Origin of the sequence: Paraflavitalea soli (assembly GCF_003555545.1) — a bacterium.
Taxonomy (GTDB): domain Bacteria; phylum Bacteroidota; class Bacteroidia; order Chitinophagales; family Chitinophagaceae; genus Paraflavitalea; species Paraflavitalea soli.
Genome location: NZ_CP032157.1, coordinates 5,372,733 through 5,391,994 on the forward strand (window position 1 = coordinate 5,372,733; position 19,262 = coordinate 5,391,994).

The window sequence follows — 19,262 nt, forward strand, 5'->3', positions numbered from 1 at the left end:
AAGGGAAGTAAAAGTTCAAAACAAGCCGCCCCAAAGCCGCCCGGCGGGGAAATTGATCAACAAAAAAACCGGCATGGAAATACCAGCCGGCGTTCAGAAAGCTATGGGAAGCAATAATTAATCAGGTTCTTCCAGGTCCAGCCGGGCATCTATGATAAATGGCTGGCCAGCTACCTGGGCCGGCGGCTGCGTCAATAGACCGCGGGTCTTCGCTGCTGCATAGGCAGTCCTGCGATCGGGTACCGGCGTCACCGTAATCCTTTCATCTTTGTTTTTGGTCGTGATCCTGATCACCCCATTTTTGCCCCTGGTACCATAGAGCGCCTCTGCAGATTGATCTTTTAATACTTCGATCATCTTAATATCTTCCGGTTTCAGGTCTATTTTCCGGATGCTCAGGCTATCGTATATAGTACCATCCAGCACGATCAGGCCGGGAAAACTACCCAGGCCCTCCTTTTGCGCAATTACATTATCATTGATCCTTATTCGCATGGTAGTTGGACGGCCAGGCACAGTATCAGGTACCAGTTTCACAGGAGGTAATTCCGGTTGCACCGGCTTTTTGGGGGCCTTTTTGGTAGTAATGATGATCACCCCGTTTTTTCCCCTTTCCCCATACAGCGTTTCTGCCGACTGATCTTTCAATACACTTACACTTTCAATATCCTGGGGATCTATTTTTTGCAACACCCCTTCGCCTCTGGGCATTTCCACCCCATCTACTATAAATAATACTGCATCCTGCAGCTGCGTCACCGGGCCATCCAGCAGTTTGTAAGGCCTGCCAGGCCCATGCAGGCTGGCATCGATCATCACACGGGTGGAATCCTGCGTTTGCACGATCCTTATTACAGGCACTGAATCTGAATCTACCCGCCCCCCCGTTACTTTTCCCTTCAGTGGCACAGTATCATGCAAAGGCATAGTCAATACACCAATATCTTCTATATTACCCGCACCGGCCATTTCTTTGTCCATGACTGTGGCCGCTGCATGATCAATGGCCGCACTCCGGAAGGCTAGCAACAAGATCGTAACCAGCGGCAGTACAAAAAGGAACTTGATCAAATGCACTTTGGCGCTGCGCATCTTATTCATCATAGTGATCCTTTTTTTAAGGGAAGAAAAATTAAATTGGTTGGCAATAGCAAAAGCAGGTACTCCTACTACCTTCAGCAAGAGGTATTGGTATTGCTTCCGGTCGAGGCCCGCTTCCAGCACCTGGTGGTCCGCAATAAACTCGAGGTTTTGCCGGATGGCGCGGCGGATAAGCCAGGCAAAGGGATTATACCAGTTCAGCATGCACACCAGCTCACTCCACAGGATGTCGGCCGTATGCCGTTGCTTCACATGAATAAATTCGTGCCGGATGATCTCTTTCAGCTCATCTTCATTATGCTGATGCTGGTTAATGAAAATAGAGCGGCCAAAAGAGAAGGGGATAATGAATTTATCCACCTGGTAGATCTTCACCGCATTATCCGACAACAACTGCGAAGAACGACGGATGCGCCTGAATGAAAGGTATTGCATCAGTAAGCGCACCAACATCACTACAATGCCCGAAATCAACAACAGCAACGATACCGTCCAGGCATTGAGCGGGCTGGCAGAAGCCGCTGCTTCATAATTGCCTACCACCGGTATCAGTTGTACCACTTTATAATCCTTCCACGCACCCCGATCCAGCATGGGCGATATATTGACAAAAGGGATAAAGAATGCCAGGAACGAATAGCCCAGCAAATACCACCGGTTGCAGGTATAGAACGTCAGGCGCCGCAATACAAGCGCATAGAACAGGTATACCACCGAGAGACTTATCGACAACTTAAGTAAATACTGGGCTATGTACGGCATAACGAATTATTTGCTGGATCAAAAAATACTACTGTTGGAATGATACACTACCACCACGTATACCTACCAGGAAATAGCGCTTCCCATTGTTTTTATGAACACTCACCGTTAATGTCTTGAAATGGTCGCCGGAGAAATTACCCTTTTCAGAACCATTGCTGATAGAACCTTCCAGCGATACCAGCTCACCGTTATCAAAACCCACATTGTTGAAGCTGAGGGAATACCCTTTTTCCTTCAGGGCAGCCGCAAGCTGCTCCAGCTCCTGGCGCGTGGTCGTGTTCTTTATTTCTGCCAGCACTTCTGCAGCGTCATCAATAGTCCCTGTACCCGTTACATGTACTGCCGTAACAGGCCTTACCTCGATCATATCGGCAGTCACCAGCGTTCTTTTGTTGATGGTACCCGTAGCTGTACCCCTGGCTGTTACGTTCCTTATTTCCGCTTTTGTCGCCCGCACAGTCACTTCCACAGGTCCGCTTACGGGTCCCTCAGTAATTGATACATTGCCGGAAGCCGTTACAGCAACCGGAGCAACGGCTACCTCTACAGGTGTGCTCGTGGCGCTTTCAACAAAAGAAGTAGTACCGGCTGCTCTGAAACCTGCAGCCCATTTGGGAGCAGCCGGTGCCGGAACTGCGGCTGGCGCTGCAGGCTCTCCGGGGAGGGCCGCAGGGGATGGTGGAGCCGGGGCATCATTGGGCGCCGCTGCAGGCGCCGCTGGCGCAGCATGCCGTGGTGCTTTTGCAGGCCGCGGCGCAGTAGGTGGTGGTGGCGGTACCAGGTCGCCATACTCACTGTCAAAAGCCTCCTTTTCATCCGCCTTAGTCAGGTCGAAGGTTTTGACCGTGCCATTTTTAAAGATCACTTCTGCCTTGAGCGTCTTCTCTTTGATCATTATCCGCTTAATCCCTTTCTGTTTAAAATCCTCCTCCACGTTTATTTCCTTTACAGGCACAGTATCAGTGATCTTCTTATCAACATAGGAGGGGCTGTTGCTGATCGCTACCTTCCGGAAGGCCAGCAGCACTACTACCAGCAAGGGTAGTATGAACAGGAAACGCATGAGGTGCACATTCGCACTTTTGTTCTTATTCATCATGACAATACGTTTTTTTAATGAGGAGAAATTAAAATTTGTAGCGATACTAAAGGGCGCGATACCCGTTACCTTCAGCAGCAGGTACTGGTATTGCTTGCGGTCCAACCCGCTTTGCAACACCTGGTGATCTGCAATAAACTCCAGGTTCTGCCGCATGGCCTTCCGGATAAGCCACGCAAACGGATTGTACCAGTTAAGGATACAGAGTAGCTCGCCCCACCACAGGTCCATGGAATGACGCTGTTTTACGTGGATGAATTCATGGCGTATGATCTCTTTCAGTTCATGCTCAGCGTGCAGGTGGCGGTTTACATAAATGGCCGACCGTGTGGAGAAGGGAATGATCTTTTTGTCGATATGAAATAATTTCACCTCCCCATCCGATAACAATACTGCCGAAGACTTCAACCGCCGCAGCGAGAGGAACTGGATCAGCAATCGCCCCGCCATCAGCACACTGCCCGTTGCGATCAATCCTGCGCATATTACCCACCAATTTATATCCGTCTCAGGTGTGGCCATCACCTGGTTCACGACCGGCAAGGCAGGTATATAGCTGATCACGGCAGCATGCTGCAGCCCGTGTTGTTGCAACAGATCAAATACATCGATCAGCGGAATAAAAAAGACAACCATGGAGTATACCAGCAGGTACCAGCGGTTCCAGTTGTAGAAGGTAAGCCTCCTCAACAGCAGCCAGTAAAACAGGTATACAACCCCCAGTGCAATGGATAACTTTAAGATGTATTGCATATACTAAGGCTTCTTTCCTTCAATCATATCGATGATCTCCTGCAGCTCTTTTGGGCTCAGCTTATTTTGCTCCACAAAAAAGTTGACCAGCTCTTTATAGCTGTTATCGAAGTAATTTTTCACTACCCCGCTCATAAAGTTCTTTTTATAATCTTCCTCCGACATGGCAGGCGTATACAGGTAAGCATTGCCTACCAGCCGGCTGCGGAGCATTTCTTTACGTTCCAGGTTCTTAATGGTCGAGGCCAGCGTAGTATAAGGAGGCCGGGGCTCATCCATATGATCCAGGAATACTTTTACATTGCCTTCACCAGCTTTCCACACCGCCATCATGGCTTCTTCTTCCTGTGGTGTTAACTTTTCCATCTTTACGATATTTTCGTAAACCTACGACATTATCGTAGTGTGCCCAATTATTTTCTCCCCTTTTTTTGTTAAAAGAAACTTATCATTGACCCATAAAAACGTTTACAGCTATTTTTGTTAGCTATGATCCCAGCACTAAAATTCCCCCTCATGAAGAAATGGTTTCTTACAGTAGTACCGTTATTATTTGTATTAATGGCTGTGACACAAACAGATACAGTCTATCCATACAAGCGTTTCCCCACCGTTCCGCCCTTTTCCCTGCTCCAGGCCGACAGCAGCTTGCTCACAAAGGCCCAGTTGAAGAAAGGTCCCGTACTGGTCATGTTCTTCAGCCCTTCCTGCGACCATTGCCAGCACCAGGTGAGCGATATGCTCAAGCGCATGGCGGAGTTTAAGAATACCCAGTTTGTGCTGGCTACCTACCAGCCTTTTGAGGAAATGGTGGAATTCATCAGTACCTATGAACTTTCCAAACATCCCAACATCAAAGTGGGACGCGATGAAAAGTTTGTACTGCCGCCCTTCTACCATATACAAAGCCTGCCCTTCCTGGCAGTGTATAATAAAAAAGGTGATCTTGTCAATACCTGGCAAGGCAATGTGCCCGTAGATGACCTGCTGAAAGCATTGCACTAATTCCGGAATTAGATTGCTTTTGCTGGTTCCATCGCCTACCTTTGCCCCGCCTGCCCGATCCGTCTGAAACGGACAGACAGGATTTAATCATTGATCAACTCTAAAATTGTTTTCTGATGAAAGTAACCGTTGTGGGTGCAGGCGCTGTAGGCGCTACTTGTGCCGATAATATTGCCCGTAAAGAACTGGCTACAGAATTGGTATTACTCGACATTAAAGAAGGAATTGCTGAAGGTAAAGCCCAGGATATGATGCAGACCGCTACCCTGCTGGGCTTCGATACCCGTATTACCGGTAGCACCAATGATTATTCCAAAACTGCCGGTTCAGATGTGGTGGTGATCACTTCTGGTTTGCCCCGCAAACCTGGTATGACCCGTGAAGAACTGATCGGTACCAATGCAGGTATTGTAAAAAGCGTTTGCGACAACATCCTGAAGTATTCTCCGGATACCATCATCATCGTGATCAGCAATCCGATGGACACCATGACCTACCTCGCCCAAACCGCTACCGGTCTTCCCAAGAACCGCATCATCGGTATGGGTGGTACCCTGGATAGCGCCCGTTTCAAATACCAGTTGAGCCAGCACCTCGGCTGTAGCCCTGCCGACCTCAATGCAGTAGTAGTAGGTGGCCACGGTGACACAACGATGATCCCTTTGATCCGCCTGGCTACCTGGAACAGTGTTCCCGTAACCAAGTTCCTGAGCGAAGAGCAACAAAAACAAATAATAGCTGACACCATGGTGGGTGGCGCTACCCTTACCAAGCTCATTGGTACTTCTGCCTGGTATGCACCTGGTGCTGCCGGTGCTGCGCTGGTGGAAAGCATTGTGCGTGATGAGAAGAAACTGTTCACTTGCTGCGTGCCCTTGAATGGTGAGTATGGTCAAAAAGATATCTGTCTGGGTGTCCCCGTAACCATTGGCCGTAATGGTTGGGAAAAGATCCTCGACTTTGGCCTCAACGCCGATGAGCAAGCCCTCTTCAACAAGAGCGCCGATGCAGTAAGAAGCATGAATGATGTGCTGAAGACTTTATAATTGATGATTCGATATCAATATAGAAAGGGCGCAGACCAGCGCCCTTTTTTTATGGAATTGAACTATTATCCTTCCCAATGGTATTAATAAGTAAATGAATTAAGCCAACTGGCATTACAATCCACCAAACCGGCAATCAACCCATGTCTATAACAAACAAGTCAGAATTACTGGGCATGCAAAAAGCGAGCGAGGCTGTTGCACATACCTTAAAAGAAATGAGGACCTATGCCCGGCCCGGCATGAGTACAAAAGAACTGGACCAATACGGCGCTGCCATACTGACCCGTTTAGGAGCGAAGTCTGCCCCCTATTTAACCTACGGATTTCCGGGACATACCTGCATTAGTGTGGATAATGAGTTTTGCCATGGCATCCCCTCCCACAGTAGGATCCTACAGGAAGGTGACCTGATCAATATTGATGTGTCAGCAGAACTGAATGGCTTTTGGGCCGACAATGGCGGGTCATTTGTGCTGGGCAATGACATTCACCAACACCAGAAACTGGTCGATGCATCCAAAGAGATATTGCAAAAAGCCATCAACCATATCAGGGGAGGCGTGAAAATAGCAGACATTGGAAACCTGATGGAAACCGAAGCTAAAAAGAAAGGTTTTAAAGTAATTAAAAACCTGGGCGGGCATGGTATAGGCCGGGGTTTACACGAAGAACCGTCCGACCTGCTCAACTACAGCAACCGGTTTGACCGGAGGCGATTTAAAAAGGACTCCGTGGTAGCTATAGAAACATTCATTACTACCACTTCTACCTACGCAACAGAGCTGGGCGATGGATGGACCATGGTGGGCAACAAAGGCGGCTATATGGCGCAGCATGAGCATACCATTGTAGTCACCGATGGCAAGCCAATGATCTTGACCGAAATGAATGGCATATTAAATTAGCAGCTATATCCCGGCAGCAAACAAGTAGCATTTAGCAACAGTTCTATATATCTGGAATCCCGATAACTTGCGTTATGACAAAGACGTGATCAAATTTATCTAAGCCAAAAAGACTATCAAAACAAAAGGCCCTTCAGATCCGGTGATCTGAAAGGCCTTTAGCTATTCGCCATCACTTTTCAAGCAGCGCGCCCACACACCAGGTATAAGCTGCCTGCCCGTGGTAATCCCCTTTGCTGCGCGGGCGGTCGTAATAATATTGCTTATCGTTCTTTTTATTGGTCCCCACACACACTTCAGATACAGCGCCTTTCTCATCCACATACCTCACCAATCCCATCCAGGCCTTACGGGCTACCGGAGCGTATGTCCGCTCATTCAGCCATTGTTGTTTTACACCCGTGATCAGCGCATAGGTAAACATTGCCGATCCCGAGGTCTCCGCCCAGCTGTCTTTTTCATCGATCAACTGATTCCAGGTACCAGCTGCTGTTTGAAACTCCTTTAAGCTCTTCATCATCTTCAGGTAGCCTTCCATAATACGGGCGCGATAGACATTGTCTTTCGGCAAATGGCGCAGCAGCACGGCCATACCCGCAGCCATCCAGCCATTGCCACGGCCCCAATAGAACGGTACATCCGGCGCATGATAAAACAGGCCGTTCGCACGCTGCAGCGTATCCAAATACAGCACCATTTCTTTCGCCGCTCGGTCAATGTATTTTACATCGCCCGTAACCTTATAGGCTTGTGTTTGTACGATGGTGATCATATACATATCATCGATCCACAACCGTGTTTGCCAGGAGTAACCTTTCTCAGCCCATGCCTTTTCGGGAGCTTTGCCATTATCAGGCACCTCCCACTGCGTATCCGCATAAGGCAGGCCCAGTTCCAAATACTTTTTGTTGTTCGTTAGCTGGTAAAGACCCAACGGCAAGCTGCCAAACATGTTCAGGTCCACATGGTATTTGGGCGGCAGGTAGGCGCTTTCGGTGGAGAACAAAGGCTGGAACCTTTTCTCCAGCAGATCGAGCAGTTGTTGATCTTTCGTGAGTGCCGCATATTGCAGCGAACCATTCCAATAGAAAGTTTCAGGATAACTGATCCATTTCCCGGCATGTAGCGCATGTTTGGCATCCACAAACCGGTAGGCGATCCGTTTACCAATTTCCTCGGGTGTATAGCCTTTGGGAAATTTCGTAAGACTTCTTTTCTGAGCAACCAGGCACTGAGCGGGAAGCAACAAGAGCAACAGGATTATCGTTTTATTCATATGCTTACATTTCATTAATAGAAGACCATTTTCATCATCGGTTAACCAGGAGAAAGTTCTTGAAGAAAGCTACTTCGGTTACCCGACCTTTTGACACCAACCCTACCCGCACCGCCCTGTCCCACGGTGGCAGATAAGAGATGTCGGCAACTGTATTATTCAGCACAGCATAGTGTACACCATCCGTGCTGTAGGTAAAGCTCACCGCTGTATTATTGTTTACTTCCGCTCTTATCCTGACATTCGAAGCCTGCTCTATTTTCTCTTCAGCAATAACCTTCACTTCTCCTTTTTGCACCCGTACCAACCGGATCGTATTCCCCGCTGCTGCCGCATACAAAATGTTCTTATCATCGCCGATCAAAGCAAGCCCGGCCTGTGCCGTAGAGTTCTTTTGCACCGTAACCTCCGCCTGATAATTAACCGCTAGTACAGATTGGCCCAGGTAGGCGCCGGAGGGCGAAGGGAGCGCATGAAGTTGTAAGGTCTTGTTCACGATCCGGTATTGCACATCCTGGAAAACGCTCCAATGCCAGTTGCCCGAAAGTTGTTTAGTTGAAAATTGGTCAACGATCTTTTCCGTCTTCTTCCCTTTGCCATAATCGGTACCATTCGTAAACCGCAGCCACCCATCCGCAGTAAACTCAAACTCATTCAGTAACCCTTGTCTTCCTCCATAGGTCCCGCTATGGTTACTATAAGCATGATACAAAAAATAGAACCTGCCATCCTTTTCAACAGGCGTTCCGTGCCCGGGACATTTCCAGTCAGCATTCCCTGCCAACACAGGGTTTCCCGGGTATTTCTCCCAGGGACCCAGCAGGCTTTTAGCCCTGGCGATACCCGTTCCGTAATTGCATTTTTTACCGCAGCAGGCACCTCCCGCATACAATGCATAGAAATAATCTTTTTGCCGGATGATCGATACCCCTTCCACCAGGCCATTTTCCCAGGCCGCATCCGCACGGAAAAGTTCCTGCTTTGCTCCCACCAAAGCCGTTCTGTCCTCCTTCATGGCCGCAGCCCAGATAGGCGTAGGTTTACCCACACTGTTCCCATCTTCCTTCCATATCATGTATAACTTTCCCTGCTCATCCCGCATCGGAAAAGCATCTATCGAGCCGGCTTCCTGGCATATCAGCGGACCAAGGTCAGTATAGGGTCCTTCAGGTTTGTCGGCTACTGCCGCCGCAATACACAGATTGCCCCCTTTTTTATGCCCTGAATAGTACAGGTATACCTTGCCATGATCGTACGTAATTTCAGGGGCCCACAGGTAATAGTCCGCCCAATCCGGCATTTTTGTAAACACATGACCGGCAGGTTGCCAGTTTACAAGATCAGCAGAGCGGTATAAAGGAAAAGCGGGAAACCAGTTGGAGGTGGTGCCGGCAGCCCAGTATTCATTCCCTATCTTAACCACCGAAGGATCGGGATGGTCTCCGGGCAATACTAACTGCTGGGCACTGCTACTAAAGCACGATAGGCATACTATCAATGGCAAAAACAATCGCATCATGTTCCGTTATTGTAAAGCGTCAAAATAAATAAACCCATCCCAAACAGGCTGTTCAACATTTTGCCGAATCGTGTCAATCAGGTAAGATCAACCTCCCTTCCACTTCCAAAGAGAAGCACGATAACCACGATTTCTATATATTTGGACGGGGGAATCATGCGCTTGCTGTATAAAATTATTACTGCGGGATTATCACTGCTGCTTACCGTATCGTCATGCCTGGGCCAGTATTATTTCAAACAATACCAGATAGGCGATGGATTGGCGCATAATGCCGTCACCTCCATCATACAGGATACCAAGGGACTCATCTGGATAGGAACACGCAACGGCGTCAACCGCTTCGACGGATATACTTTCAAAACCTGCGAAGACACCAAAAACAAATTCGGGCACATAGGAAACAATATCATCAATACCATTGCCGAAGATAAAAATGGGATGATATGGATGGGCACAGGCAAAGGCCTCTTTAAATACGATCCGTATAAAGAACGCTTTTTCGAATTGGAATCCTCGCCCAAAGCTTATACCAATAACCTCCTTATCGACAACGATAACAATTTTTGGTTCCTGGTCAATTTTTCCCTGCATAAGTACAACCCGGTTGAGAACAGGATAGAAGACCTCAAAACGCCTGCCTCCTGCATTGCCCTCGACGAAAACATGAATTTGTGGATCGGAGACAATGATGGCAACATTCGCCAATACGATCCACACAAAGCGGGCACTGCCAGGGTAAGGATCGTCCCCGAAAACATCCCGGCCAACTCCCGGTCTGTAAGCAAAATATACCCCATCAGCCGCCACGAACTCCTCATAGGCTGTTTTAAGCAGGGATTGAAAAGCTACAATACCCTTACCGGCCAGGTCAGTACCATTGCCCTGCGCACCGACAACAGCGATATTTATGTACGCGACATTGCCGTAGACAATGAAGGCCATTATTGGATCGCTACAGAATCCGGCATCTATATTTACGACCCCGTTCACCACCTCAGCAGGAACCTCGTAAAACAACCCGGAGATCCTTACGCCATTGCCGACAATGCCGTGTACACTATTTGCAGGGACAACCGCGGTGGCATGTGGACCGGCACTTATTTTGCCGGCGTTAATTATTGCTCCAAAGACAACGCCAGGTTTGAAAAGTATTACCCAAGGCCAGGCGTCAACTCTATATCCGGCGAAGCAGTACGCGAAATAACCGCCGACAGCAACCAACATTTATGGATTGGCACCGAAGATGCAGGTATCAATAAACTTGACCTCAGGACCGGTCAGTTTACCCACTACACCGCTTCACCCAAAAAAGGGGCAATTTCTTACCCCAATATACATGGCTTGCTGGCATGGAATGACAAGTTATTTATCGGTCCGTTTTTGCAGGGCATGGAGATCATGCACATTCCCACCGGTGCCATTACCGACCGGTTTAAACTCATCGGTGCCAGGAACGACCAGGAAAGTGATTTTGTGATCTCCGTATACCGCACCAGGAACAATAGCTTATTGGTGGGCACCGCCTATCATGGCTCCGGCTTGTTTACCTACGATCCCATACATAAAACATTTAAGCGCATTCCCGAGATCCCCTATAATTCTTATGTGTTCGATATCTTCGAAGATTCCAAAGGGAATATATGGACAGGAAGCGTTACCCAGGGAGCCTACTATTACAATCCCGCCACCGGCCGGCATGGCAATTTCCGGTTCGGCGATACCGCCAACGGACAATACAACAATGAATTTGCCGTATACAATATTTTTGAGGACAGCGATCATGCCCTGTGGTTTGCCACTACCGGAGGTGGATTGATCAAACTAAGTGCCGACTGGAAAACCACCAGGCGCTACACCACCGAAAACGGGCTCCCCACCAATGTATTGTACGGTATCCTGGAAGATGAGTCAAAGCATTTATGGATCAGTTCCCTCAAAGGCCTTATCCGTTTTAATATCGCCACCGGAGATGTAAAAGTGTATACACAGGCCAATGGACTGATCACCGACCAATTCAATTACAGCTCCGCTTACAAACACACCGATGGAAAAATGTATTTTGGTTCTGTAAAAGGAATGGTCGCTTTCAACCCTGCATCCTTCGATCAGAAAGAACCAAGCCCGCCCACCTATATTACCGGCTTCCAGATCAATAATAAAGAGGTGATACCCGGTGCAGAAAATAGCCCTCTCCACAGATCTATCCTGTACACCGATACCATCGTATTGCCATACACCCAAAACAATTTCAGCATCGAATTTGCCGCACTCAATTTTTCAGCTCCCGAAGTAACCCGGTATAAATACCTGATGAAGGGCCTCGACAGGTCCTGGACCTACCTCAGCACCAATCGCAAAGCCTACTTTACCGATCTTACCCACGGCAACTATGAATTTATTGTGCAGGCCGAAAGCAATATCGGAAGTTGGGAAGGAAAGGAACGCAGGCTCCTGATCACCATCTTGCCCCCTTTCTGGCAAAGTAACGTCGCCTATATTGCATACGCGCTGCTTTTGCTGACCGCCGTCTTTTTTGCCACCCGTCTATACCGTCAAAACCTCGAAAGAAAAAACCTCCGCAAACTCCAGCTTTTTGAATACGAAAAAGAAAAGGAAATATACCAGGCAAAAATTGAGTTCTTCACCAACATCACCCACGAAATACAAACCCCGCTTACCCTCATTGCCGGGCCCATAGAGTGGCTGATCAAAAAACTGGGCAAAGACCCCGATATCAATAAAACCCTTACCATAGCCGAGAAGAATACCAGGCGCCTGGTAGAATTGACCAGCCAGTTGCTGGATTTCAGGAAGACCGAAGCAAGCCAGTTTAGCTTAAACTTTATCAATACAGATATAGTGGCAGTCATTACCGATATCGTAACCGGCTTTAAGGAACAGGCCGCTGCCAATAATATCAACCTGGAGCTGGAATTGCCAGCCAACCATTATATGGCTTTTGTAGACAGGGAAGCATTCATTAAAATAAGTACCAACCTGGTATCGAATGCCGTTAAATATGCGGCCACCAGGGCCACCATACGATTGGCTCCCATAAAAGATCCGGGCGACTATTTTACCATCCACTTTATCAATGATGGGAAAGCCATACCAGAAGAGTTCAGGCATCGCCTGTTTGAACCCTTTGTGCGCGTACCCGGCAATAATAAACCGGGCACCGGCATAGGTCTCTCAATAGCCAGGTCCCTGGCCGAACTGCACAATGGCACCCTGCAATTAATGCCGGCCTCCCCTGGTTTAATTATTTTTGAATTACGGATGCCCGTACACCAACAAAATGAATTTCATTTAAGTAGCTGGAAAAAGATTGAGTAATATGACAGACAGTATCCTTATTGTTGACGACAACACAGATATACAGGACTTCCTATCCGTGGTTTTAGGCGATACCTACACACTGCATCTTGCCTCCAACGGAGAAATGGCCCGCACTATTTTAGACAATGAAGTGATCAACCTCATTATATCCGACATCATGATGCCGGGTATCGACGGCTTTGAACTATGCCGCCAGGTGAAATCCAATGTGGAATACTGCCATATCCCCATCATCCTGCTAACCTCCAAAAACACTTATAAAGCCCATATAGAAGGGTTGGAAGTAGGTGCAGATGTATACATACAAAAGCCTTTCTCTTCCGAACTATTGCAGGTACAGATTGCCAACCTCCTCAGGAACCGTCGCAAAATAAAAGACCATTTCGCCAGTTCCCCATTTGATGATGTAGGCGTCATGGCCCATTCAAAAACCGATGAAGCCTTTCTGAAAAAACTCGACGAATTCATAAAGGACAATATCAAAGATCCGAATATTGAGATCGACATGCTGGCCGAACATATGTTTATGAGCCGCACCACCTTCTACCGTAAAATAAAATCACTGTCATCCTTATCACCCAAAGAACTGGTCGATATCACCCGTCTGAAAAAAGCCGCCGGCTTAATTGCTGAAAATGAACATACCCTATACGAGATCTCCAGGATGGTAGGATATAGTTCCCAAAGCCTTTTCAGCCGCAACTTTCAGAAGTACTTTAAAATGACCCCAATAGCGTACTTCCAGTCACTCCCAAGAAAGTAAAGAAATATAGCGAGCCGCTGATTACAGCAGGGTTGTTTTTGCTGCGGGAGAAAATAAATTTGCGCAACCAGATAATTGCACGTACGTTTGCAACCAGATAGTTGCAAATGATACAACATGGAAACAAGAAGAGATATCTTTCAGGCCATTGCCGACCCCACCAGGCGCGCAATCATCTCCCTGATCGCCTTACAGGCAATGACCCCCAATGCCCTCGCCGAACATTTTAATAGCAGCCGGCAGGCTGTATCAAAACATATTAAAATATTGACAGAATGCGAACTGGTAAAACAGGAACAGCAAGGCAGGGAAATTTACTACCTGCTGGATATTGAAAAAATGAAAGAGATTGATAAATGGCTTAACCAATTCCGGAAAATCTGGGAAACCCAATTCAATCAACTCGACAAAGTATTATCAACACTAAAAAAACAAAGAAAATGACCAACAATTTGCTATTTGATTTTACCCTCGATAAAGCAACTAAAACAGTATTCATAAACAGGGAATTTGATGCAGACCTTTCACTCGTATGGGAGGCTTTTACCACAGCAGAGATACTGGACCAATGGGTGGCGCCCAAACCCTGGTCATCAAAAACAAAATTTATGGATTTCAAAGTGGGCGGACGAAGATTTTATGCCATGGTAAGCCCCGAAGGACAAGAGCGTTGGGCAATTCAGAAGTATACTTCCATTACCCCGAAAACCAATTTCAAAATGTTTAATGCTTTTGCCGACAAAGATGAAAACCCTGAATTACCGGGCTCTGATTGGGATTACACGTTTAGCGAACAGAACGGCAAGACAACAGTCAGTATTACTATCTATAATGAATCCCTTGCCCGTTTGGAGAAGATGATTGAAATGGGCTTCAAAGAAGGATATGCTATGTCAATGACAAACCTGGAAAACCTGCTATCAACCTTATCCAACAAATGAGCTGCCCCTGATAGCGCTCAAAATCCTTCTTCCACCTCAAAGCTGATCTTTTCTTTCGTCCTGGGGTGCATAAATTCGAGGTGCGCAGCATGGAGGTACATCCTTTCTGATACCGTACCATAAAGATCGTCACCAACAATGGGTGCATTAAGCCCCAGTGCATGCGCCGAATGCATACGCAACTGGTGCGTTCTTCCCGTAAGCGGCCAAAGATCAACCTTGGTCGTGCTTTCGTATCTTTTGATCACTTTCCACCGGGTAATGCTTTTCTTCCCGGTTTCAAAACAAACCAGTTGCCTTGGCCGGTTGTACAGATCAGCGCTCAGTGGAAGGTCGATCTCCCCTTCCGGCTTGTCAATGACTTTGGAAAGCAATGCCCGGTAGCGTTTGCGCACCGTGCCTTGCAAAAATTGCCGTTGTATATGCTTGTGAGCCTGTGGCGTTTTGGCAACCACCAGCAGTCCCGACGTATCCATATCCAGCCGGTGCACCATCAGCGGTTCTGCATCGCCCAATAGAGATTGTAGCCTGGTATAAACAGACTCCTGTATATCCACGCCCGGCACTGAACGTAATCCGGCTGGTTTATTCACGACAATAAGGCTGTCATCTTCATACACTATTTCCAGGGCACTGCTTGCTTCAGCGATATGTAAGAATGGATTTTCATCCACCGCCATGCCTTCCAGCATATGTGCCAGGATAGGTTTGCATTTACCCGTGCAGGCCGGGTAATACTGCTTATGTTTTCTGATCTCCGATTTTGGTGGAGCCCCCCACCAAAACTCTGCCATGGCAAGTGGTCTATAACCGTTCGCAAAGGCAAATTGCAACAGCTTGGGCGTAGCGCATTCACCGGCTGCCGCAGGCGGTTTACCAAAAGCTGTCAGACTAAAGATATCCTGCAGACTTTTGTTTTTTCCGTCTTTGTTCAAAAACATATATTGTTCAAAAAGCTGCTCCTGCAGGGCCGCCGATCTTTCCTTACGCTCATTTTTTAAAAGATCGATGGCTTGTTCAAAGGGCGCCAATCCTGTCCGCGTCTCGTCCAGCACCTGCTCCCATTGGTTGGTGAGTAGGTTCAGCGCACGTTTATCATGCAGACTCTGCCTAATGAGGTCCGCTTCCAATGCGGCATAATCCTGCGCGCCCAGTTTATTCCGTTCCTGTTCACGCACCTGCTTCCGCCCCTCTTTATTACTTTTTAATTGTTTCCGCAAAGCCCCTGTTTCCTGCAGCGATTGTGTGGTGAACCGTTCAAGGTCCAGCCGTAGTTGTTGGTATTTTTTGTCCGACTCAATGGCTTCAAGGCGCGCATTGATCGTATTAATGATGGCTGCTCCCTGGAGGAAAAAACTGTCTTCAGCCAACATATCGAAAACCGGCGGCACAAACTCCGGGTGATCATTAGAGTCCGCCAGTTTACCCGAGAAAGCAGAGAGATAACCCAGTTTCCCTTCCCTATCCTGCACCACCAGCACGCCAAACATTTTGCCGATCGCCATTCCTTCCGCGTCGGCATCCAGGCCAAAATTATGATCGAGGTGTGTTTGCGTTTCCAGGTATTGCTGCAGCTCAGTAGCCGCTATGATGGCCAAAGGATGTGGCGCATAATAAAAAGGAAAAGTAAACCGTGCTGGTAATCCAATGCCACGTATCGCCTCCTCCAAAAAATAAGAGATCCTGCTCCCGCTGTTCGCTCTCAAGTGCTTGCATTCATTTAGGCCGCAAAAGTACCACATTCCCGGCGCAAATAGCTTGCAGTGCCCCATCACCGCAATTCAATATCCATCTTTTCCAGCAGGCCATCATGGATCACATAGATATGGTTCACCTTTCCATCAAATAACAGCTTCCCTTCCAGGTCCCTCACCAGTTGGTCCACTTCCACTGCCAACGTGCCGTTTTCTCTTTCACGAAAACCAACCGGCGTTACCGTCGGGTCAATCTCCTTCCATTGCCGTTCCCAATAGGCCCTTACTTCAGCATGTCCGTTGGCATAGTCACCTTCCCAGGCCTTGGACCATTTCACCGCCGGATGCATCACCTGCAGTATCGCATCAATATCCCGGGCATTAAAAGCAGCATAAGCACTTTTAATCAACGCTTGATTGGTAATCATCTCTTCTTTAGTCATAACACTTCAGTTAAGTGGTGAATGGAAATTGTTTCCCTCACTCCGACCGCAAACTTTTCACCGGGTTCGCCACCCCTACCTTGATCGATTCATAGCTCACCGTGATCCAGGCTATCACCAGGGCCGCCAGCGGTGCCAGCACAAACACGCCCCAGCCCACCTGTATATGATACGCAAAACTGGTCAGCCATTGATTGACCGCCCACCGCGCCAGCGGAATAGCGATCACCATAGCAATCACGATCAAACGGGTAAAGTCCCCCGACAACAACCGCACAATATTGAACAACGAGGCCCCCAGCACCTTGCGCACCCCTATTTCTTTCGTCCTTTGTTCCGCCATGTAAGCAGACAAGCCATACAAACCAAGACAGGAAATAAAGACCGCCAGCAACGCAAACAAATTGAAAATGCTGCCCATCTGCTGCTCCCCTTTATACTGATTCGCCAGGTCCTGGTCCAGGAAATTATACGCAAAAGGATAGGCAGGCTCCAATGCCTGACTGATCTTACCAAGACTTTTGATGGTGGCCTCCGTAGCCCCGGGCTTCGTCCTTACTACTACAATACCGCCCCACCTGTTCAACCGCATCACCAGCGGTTCGATCGTCCGTTGAATGGGCTTGAAGTTGAAATCCGCCACCACGCCCACTATCGTACCCTTCGTATCCTGAAAAGTTATTTGTTGCCCTATCGCGCTGGCAGCCGTCATACCCATGGTGCGGGCCGCCGTTTCATTGAGGATATAATTGGAGCTATCGTTGAATGATTTCGAGAAAGCACGGCCCCCAAGCAGCTTCATGTGGAAAATGTCGAAATAGCTTTCGCTCACATCCAGCGAAGGGAATACGATCTGTAGCCTGGGGTCCTTGCCCGGCCAGTCCACATTGATCGTACCGCTGGTCGTATTTGTAGGCAGGTCCGACGTAACCGTAAACTGGTCCGTGGCCGGGTCCTTTGCCAACGCATCATACAATGCCTGCTTCTTATTCCACAGTTCTCCCTTCATGGGCATGCACAACAGGTTCTCTTTTTCATACCCCAGGTTCCTGTTCTTGATATAGCGCAATTGATTGTAAATAACGATCGTCCCGATCAGCAGTACGATCGATACCACAAACTGCACCACCACCAGCGTATTACGGAACAGCCGGTTGCCGCTCAGGCCGCGCAGGTTGCCTTTCAATACTTTCACCGGCCGGAATCCCGACAGGAACAGCGCCGGATAACTGCCCGAGATAAGCCCCGTGGCAACAGCAATACCCAGCAGCGTGAGCAGCAGTTTGCCATCCCACAAATTCACGATCAGCGTTTTGCCCGCCAGTTCATTGAAAGAAGGCAGCACCAGCCATACGACCAGCAGCGCCACCAACAGCGAGAAGAAAGAGATCAGCAGCGCCTCGCCCAGGAACTGCATGATCAGTTGCCGCCGCACCGCGCCCACCACTTTACGCAAGCCCACTTCCTTTGCCCGGCGTGCCGAACGCGCGGTGGCCAGGTTCATAAAATTGATACAGGCCACCACCATAATGAAAATGGCCACGATAAAAAATATATTCACATACTGCACATTGCCGCCACCCGCCAGGTCTATCTGTAAATTCGAATGCAGGTGAATGCGGGTCAACGGTTGTAAAGTAAAATCGATCTTGATCCCCGTATTATGCTGTTTGAAGACCTTATTCATCTGGCCCGCCAGGTCTGCGAGCGCAGCCGGTGTGGCAGCGAAATGCTCATCCAGCTGGATATAACTGTAAAAGGTAAAATTGTCCCATGGATTATCCGTAAGCTCACGACGCTGTTCAGGAGAAGACATCGGTAGCATAAAATCAAACTGTAAATGCGAGTTGGAAGGAATATTGGCCAGTACACCCGTCACCACTACATCACGGTTATTGCTCTTGCGTACCACCTTACCGATCGGATCTTCCTTTCCAAAATACCTGGCCGCCATTTCCTCCGTGATCAGCATACCATCGGGACGCTGCAGCGCCGTCTTCGCATCTCCTTTTACCAGTCGGAAAGAGAACATATCCAGGAAACTGCTGTCTGCATAGAATACCTTGTTCTCTTCGAACTTACGGTCACCCACTGAAAACAAGGAATGGCGGGGACCAACCAGGCGTACCGTATTCCTGATCGCCGGCATCGCCGATTGAAAGCCCTCCGTCATACCCGCTGCCGTTACCGCCGTCTTAAAATCGCCGGCAGCTGAATTGATCCGGTATATCCGGGCCGCCCGTTGATGCCATTTGTCATAACTCAGCTCATGCTGTACCCACAGCAGGATCAGAATGCTGGAAGCCATCCCAATGGCAAGTCCTGAAATATTGATGATGGAATAGGCTTTGTGCCGTAAAATGCTGCGTAGCGCGATCTTGAGATAGTTTCGGAACATGGGCTGATGATTATACCCGATGTCCCGAAAAAAGATGCCACTTTGTTAACCACTTAGCAATTAGCCAATTATTAATTAGATAAGATCAGTCATTGTACGTTTTTGATACGTATGGTGTCCGGAACTTATCCCTGCAATGTCCTATCAACAGGCTCGTTGGCGGTTACTTAAAAAGGCCCCGGACTTACCGGGGCCTTTTCAGCCAATGC

At 48.3% G+C, this 19,262-nt stretch carries 15 protein-coding genes; 7 read left to right on the forward strand and 8 right to left on the reverse strand.

The window, feature by feature from the left end; genetic code table 11:
• Positions 1–117 precede the first annotated feature (117 nt).
• The 3 genes from D3H65_RS20135 to D3H65_RS20145 are packed head-to-tail and all read right to left on the reverse strand — an operon-like array spanning position 118 to position 4,084.
• On the reverse strand, positions 118–1,863 hold the full coding sequence (locus D3H65_RS20135) for a M56 family metallopeptidase (RefSeq protein WP_119052035.1): 1,746 nt from the start codon (positions 1,861–1,863) through the stop codon (positions 118–120).
• A gap of 28 nt (positions 1,864–1,891) precedes the next feature.
• Positions 1,892–3,718: a M56 family metallopeptidase gene (locus tag D3H65_RS20140; RefSeq protein ID WP_119052036.1), complete on the reverse strand. Its 1,827-nt coding sequence runs from the start codon at positions 3,716–3,718 to the stop codon at positions 1,892–1,894.
• Between the two features lie 3 nt (positions 3,719–3,721).
• Positions 3,722–4,084: a BlaI/MecI/CopY family transcriptional regulator gene (locus D3H65_RS20145; RefSeq protein ID WP_119052037.1), complete on the reverse strand. Its 363-nt coding sequence runs from the start codon at positions 4,082–4,084 to the stop codon at positions 3,722–3,724.
• A gap of 150 nt (positions 4,085–4,234) precedes the next feature.
• Between D3H65_RS20145 and D3H65_RS20150 the strand changes: the two genes are divergently transcribed.
• From D3H65_RS20150 to map, 3 genes are all read left to right on the forward strand, one after another.
• Complete coding sequence (locus D3H65_RS20150) at positions 4,235–4,723, forward strand: TlpA family protein disulfide reductase (RefSeq protein ID WP_162915735.1); 489 nt, start codon at positions 4,235–4,237, stop codon at positions 4,721–4,723.
• Between the two features lie 116 nt (positions 4,724–4,839).
• A complete protein-coding gene (gene mdh / locus D3H65_RS20155) occupies positions 4,840–5,769 on the forward strand; it encodes a malate dehydrogenase (protein ID WP_119052039.1) in 930 nt (309 codons plus the stop codon).
• A gap of 143 nt (positions 5,770–5,912) precedes the next feature.
• Positions 5,913–6,677: a type I methionyl aminopeptidase gene (gene map, locus D3H65_RS20160; RefSeq protein ID WP_119052040.1), complete on the forward strand. Its 765-nt coding sequence runs from the start codon at positions 5,913–5,915 to the stop codon at positions 6,675–6,677.
• A gap of 172 nt (positions 6,678–6,849) precedes the next feature.
• Here the strand turns inward: map and D3H65_RS20165 are convergent, their stop codons facing one another.
• Positions 6,850–7,953 (reverse strand): glycoside hydrolase family 88/105 protein, encoded by a 1,104-nt coding sequence (locus D3H65_RS20165; RefSeq protein WP_119054583.1) that lies wholly within the window; start codon positions 7,951–7,953, stop codon positions 6,850–6,852.
• Between the two features lie 34 nt (positions 7,954–7,987).
• Positions 7,988–9,472: a family 43 glycosylhydrolase gene (locus D3H65_RS20170; protein ID WP_119052041.1), complete on the reverse strand. Its 1,485-nt coding sequence runs from the start codon at positions 9,470–9,472 to the stop codon at positions 7,988–7,990.
• A gap of 156 nt (positions 9,473–9,628) precedes the next feature.
• Here D3H65_RS20170 and D3H65_RS20175 point away from each other — a divergent pair, with 156 nt between their 5' ends.
• The 4 genes from D3H65_RS20175 to D3H65_RS20190 all read left to right on the forward strand — a co-directional run bounded on the left by D3H65_RS20175 (position 9,629) and on the right by D3H65_RS20190 (position 14,518).
• A complete protein-coding gene (locus tag D3H65_RS20175; RefSeq protein WP_119052042.1) occupies positions 9,629–12,811 on the forward strand; it encodes a ligand-binding sensor domain-containing protein in 3,183 nt (1,060 codons plus the stop codon).
• 1 nt (position 12,812) lies between these two features.
• Positions 12,813–13,577: a response regulator transcription factor gene (locus D3H65_RS20180; RefSeq protein ID WP_119052043.1), complete on the forward strand. Its 765-nt coding sequence runs from the start codon at positions 12,813–12,815 to the stop codon at positions 13,575–13,577.
• A gap of 117 nt (positions 13,578–13,694) precedes the next feature.
• Complete coding sequence (locus D3H65_RS20185) at positions 13,695–14,021, forward strand: ArsR/SmtB family transcription factor (RefSeq protein ID WP_119052044.1); 327 nt, start codon at positions 13,695–13,697, stop codon at positions 14,019–14,021.
• A complete protein-coding gene (locus D3H65_RS20190) occupies positions 14,018–14,518 on the forward strand; it encodes an SRPBCC family protein (RefSeq protein WP_119052045.1) in 501 nt (166 codons plus the stop codon). The genes D3H65_RS20185 and D3H65_RS20190 overlap by 4 nt, the downstream gene beginning before the upstream one ends.
• A gap of 17 nt (positions 14,519–14,535) precedes the next feature.
• Here the strand turns inward: D3H65_RS20190 and D3H65_RS20195 are convergent, their stop codons facing one another.
• The 3 genes from D3H65_RS20195 to D3H65_RS20205 all read right to left on the reverse strand — a co-directional run bounded on the left by D3H65_RS20195 (position 14,536) and on the right by D3H65_RS20205 (position 19,053).
• Positions 14,536–16,224, reverse strand: a complete 1,689-nt coding sequence (locus tag D3H65_RS20195) for an RluA family pseudouridine synthase (protein ID WP_245999541.1) — start codon at positions 16,222–16,224, stop codon at positions 14,536–14,538.
• Positions 16,225–16,289: 65 nt separating this feature from the next.
• On the reverse strand, positions 16,290–16,655 hold the full coding sequence (locus D3H65_RS20200; protein WP_211345521.1) for a nuclear transport factor 2 family protein: 366 nt from the start codon (positions 16,653–16,655) through the stop codon (positions 16,290–16,292).
• A 37-nt stretch (positions 16,656–16,692) separates the two neighbouring features.
• Positions 16,693–19,053 (reverse strand): ABC transporter permease, encoded by a 2,361-nt coding sequence (locus tag D3H65_RS20205; RefSeq protein WP_119052047.1) that lies wholly within the window; start codon positions 19,051–19,053, stop codon positions 16,693–16,695.
• Between the last annotated feature and the right edge of the window lie 209 nt (positions 19,054–19,262).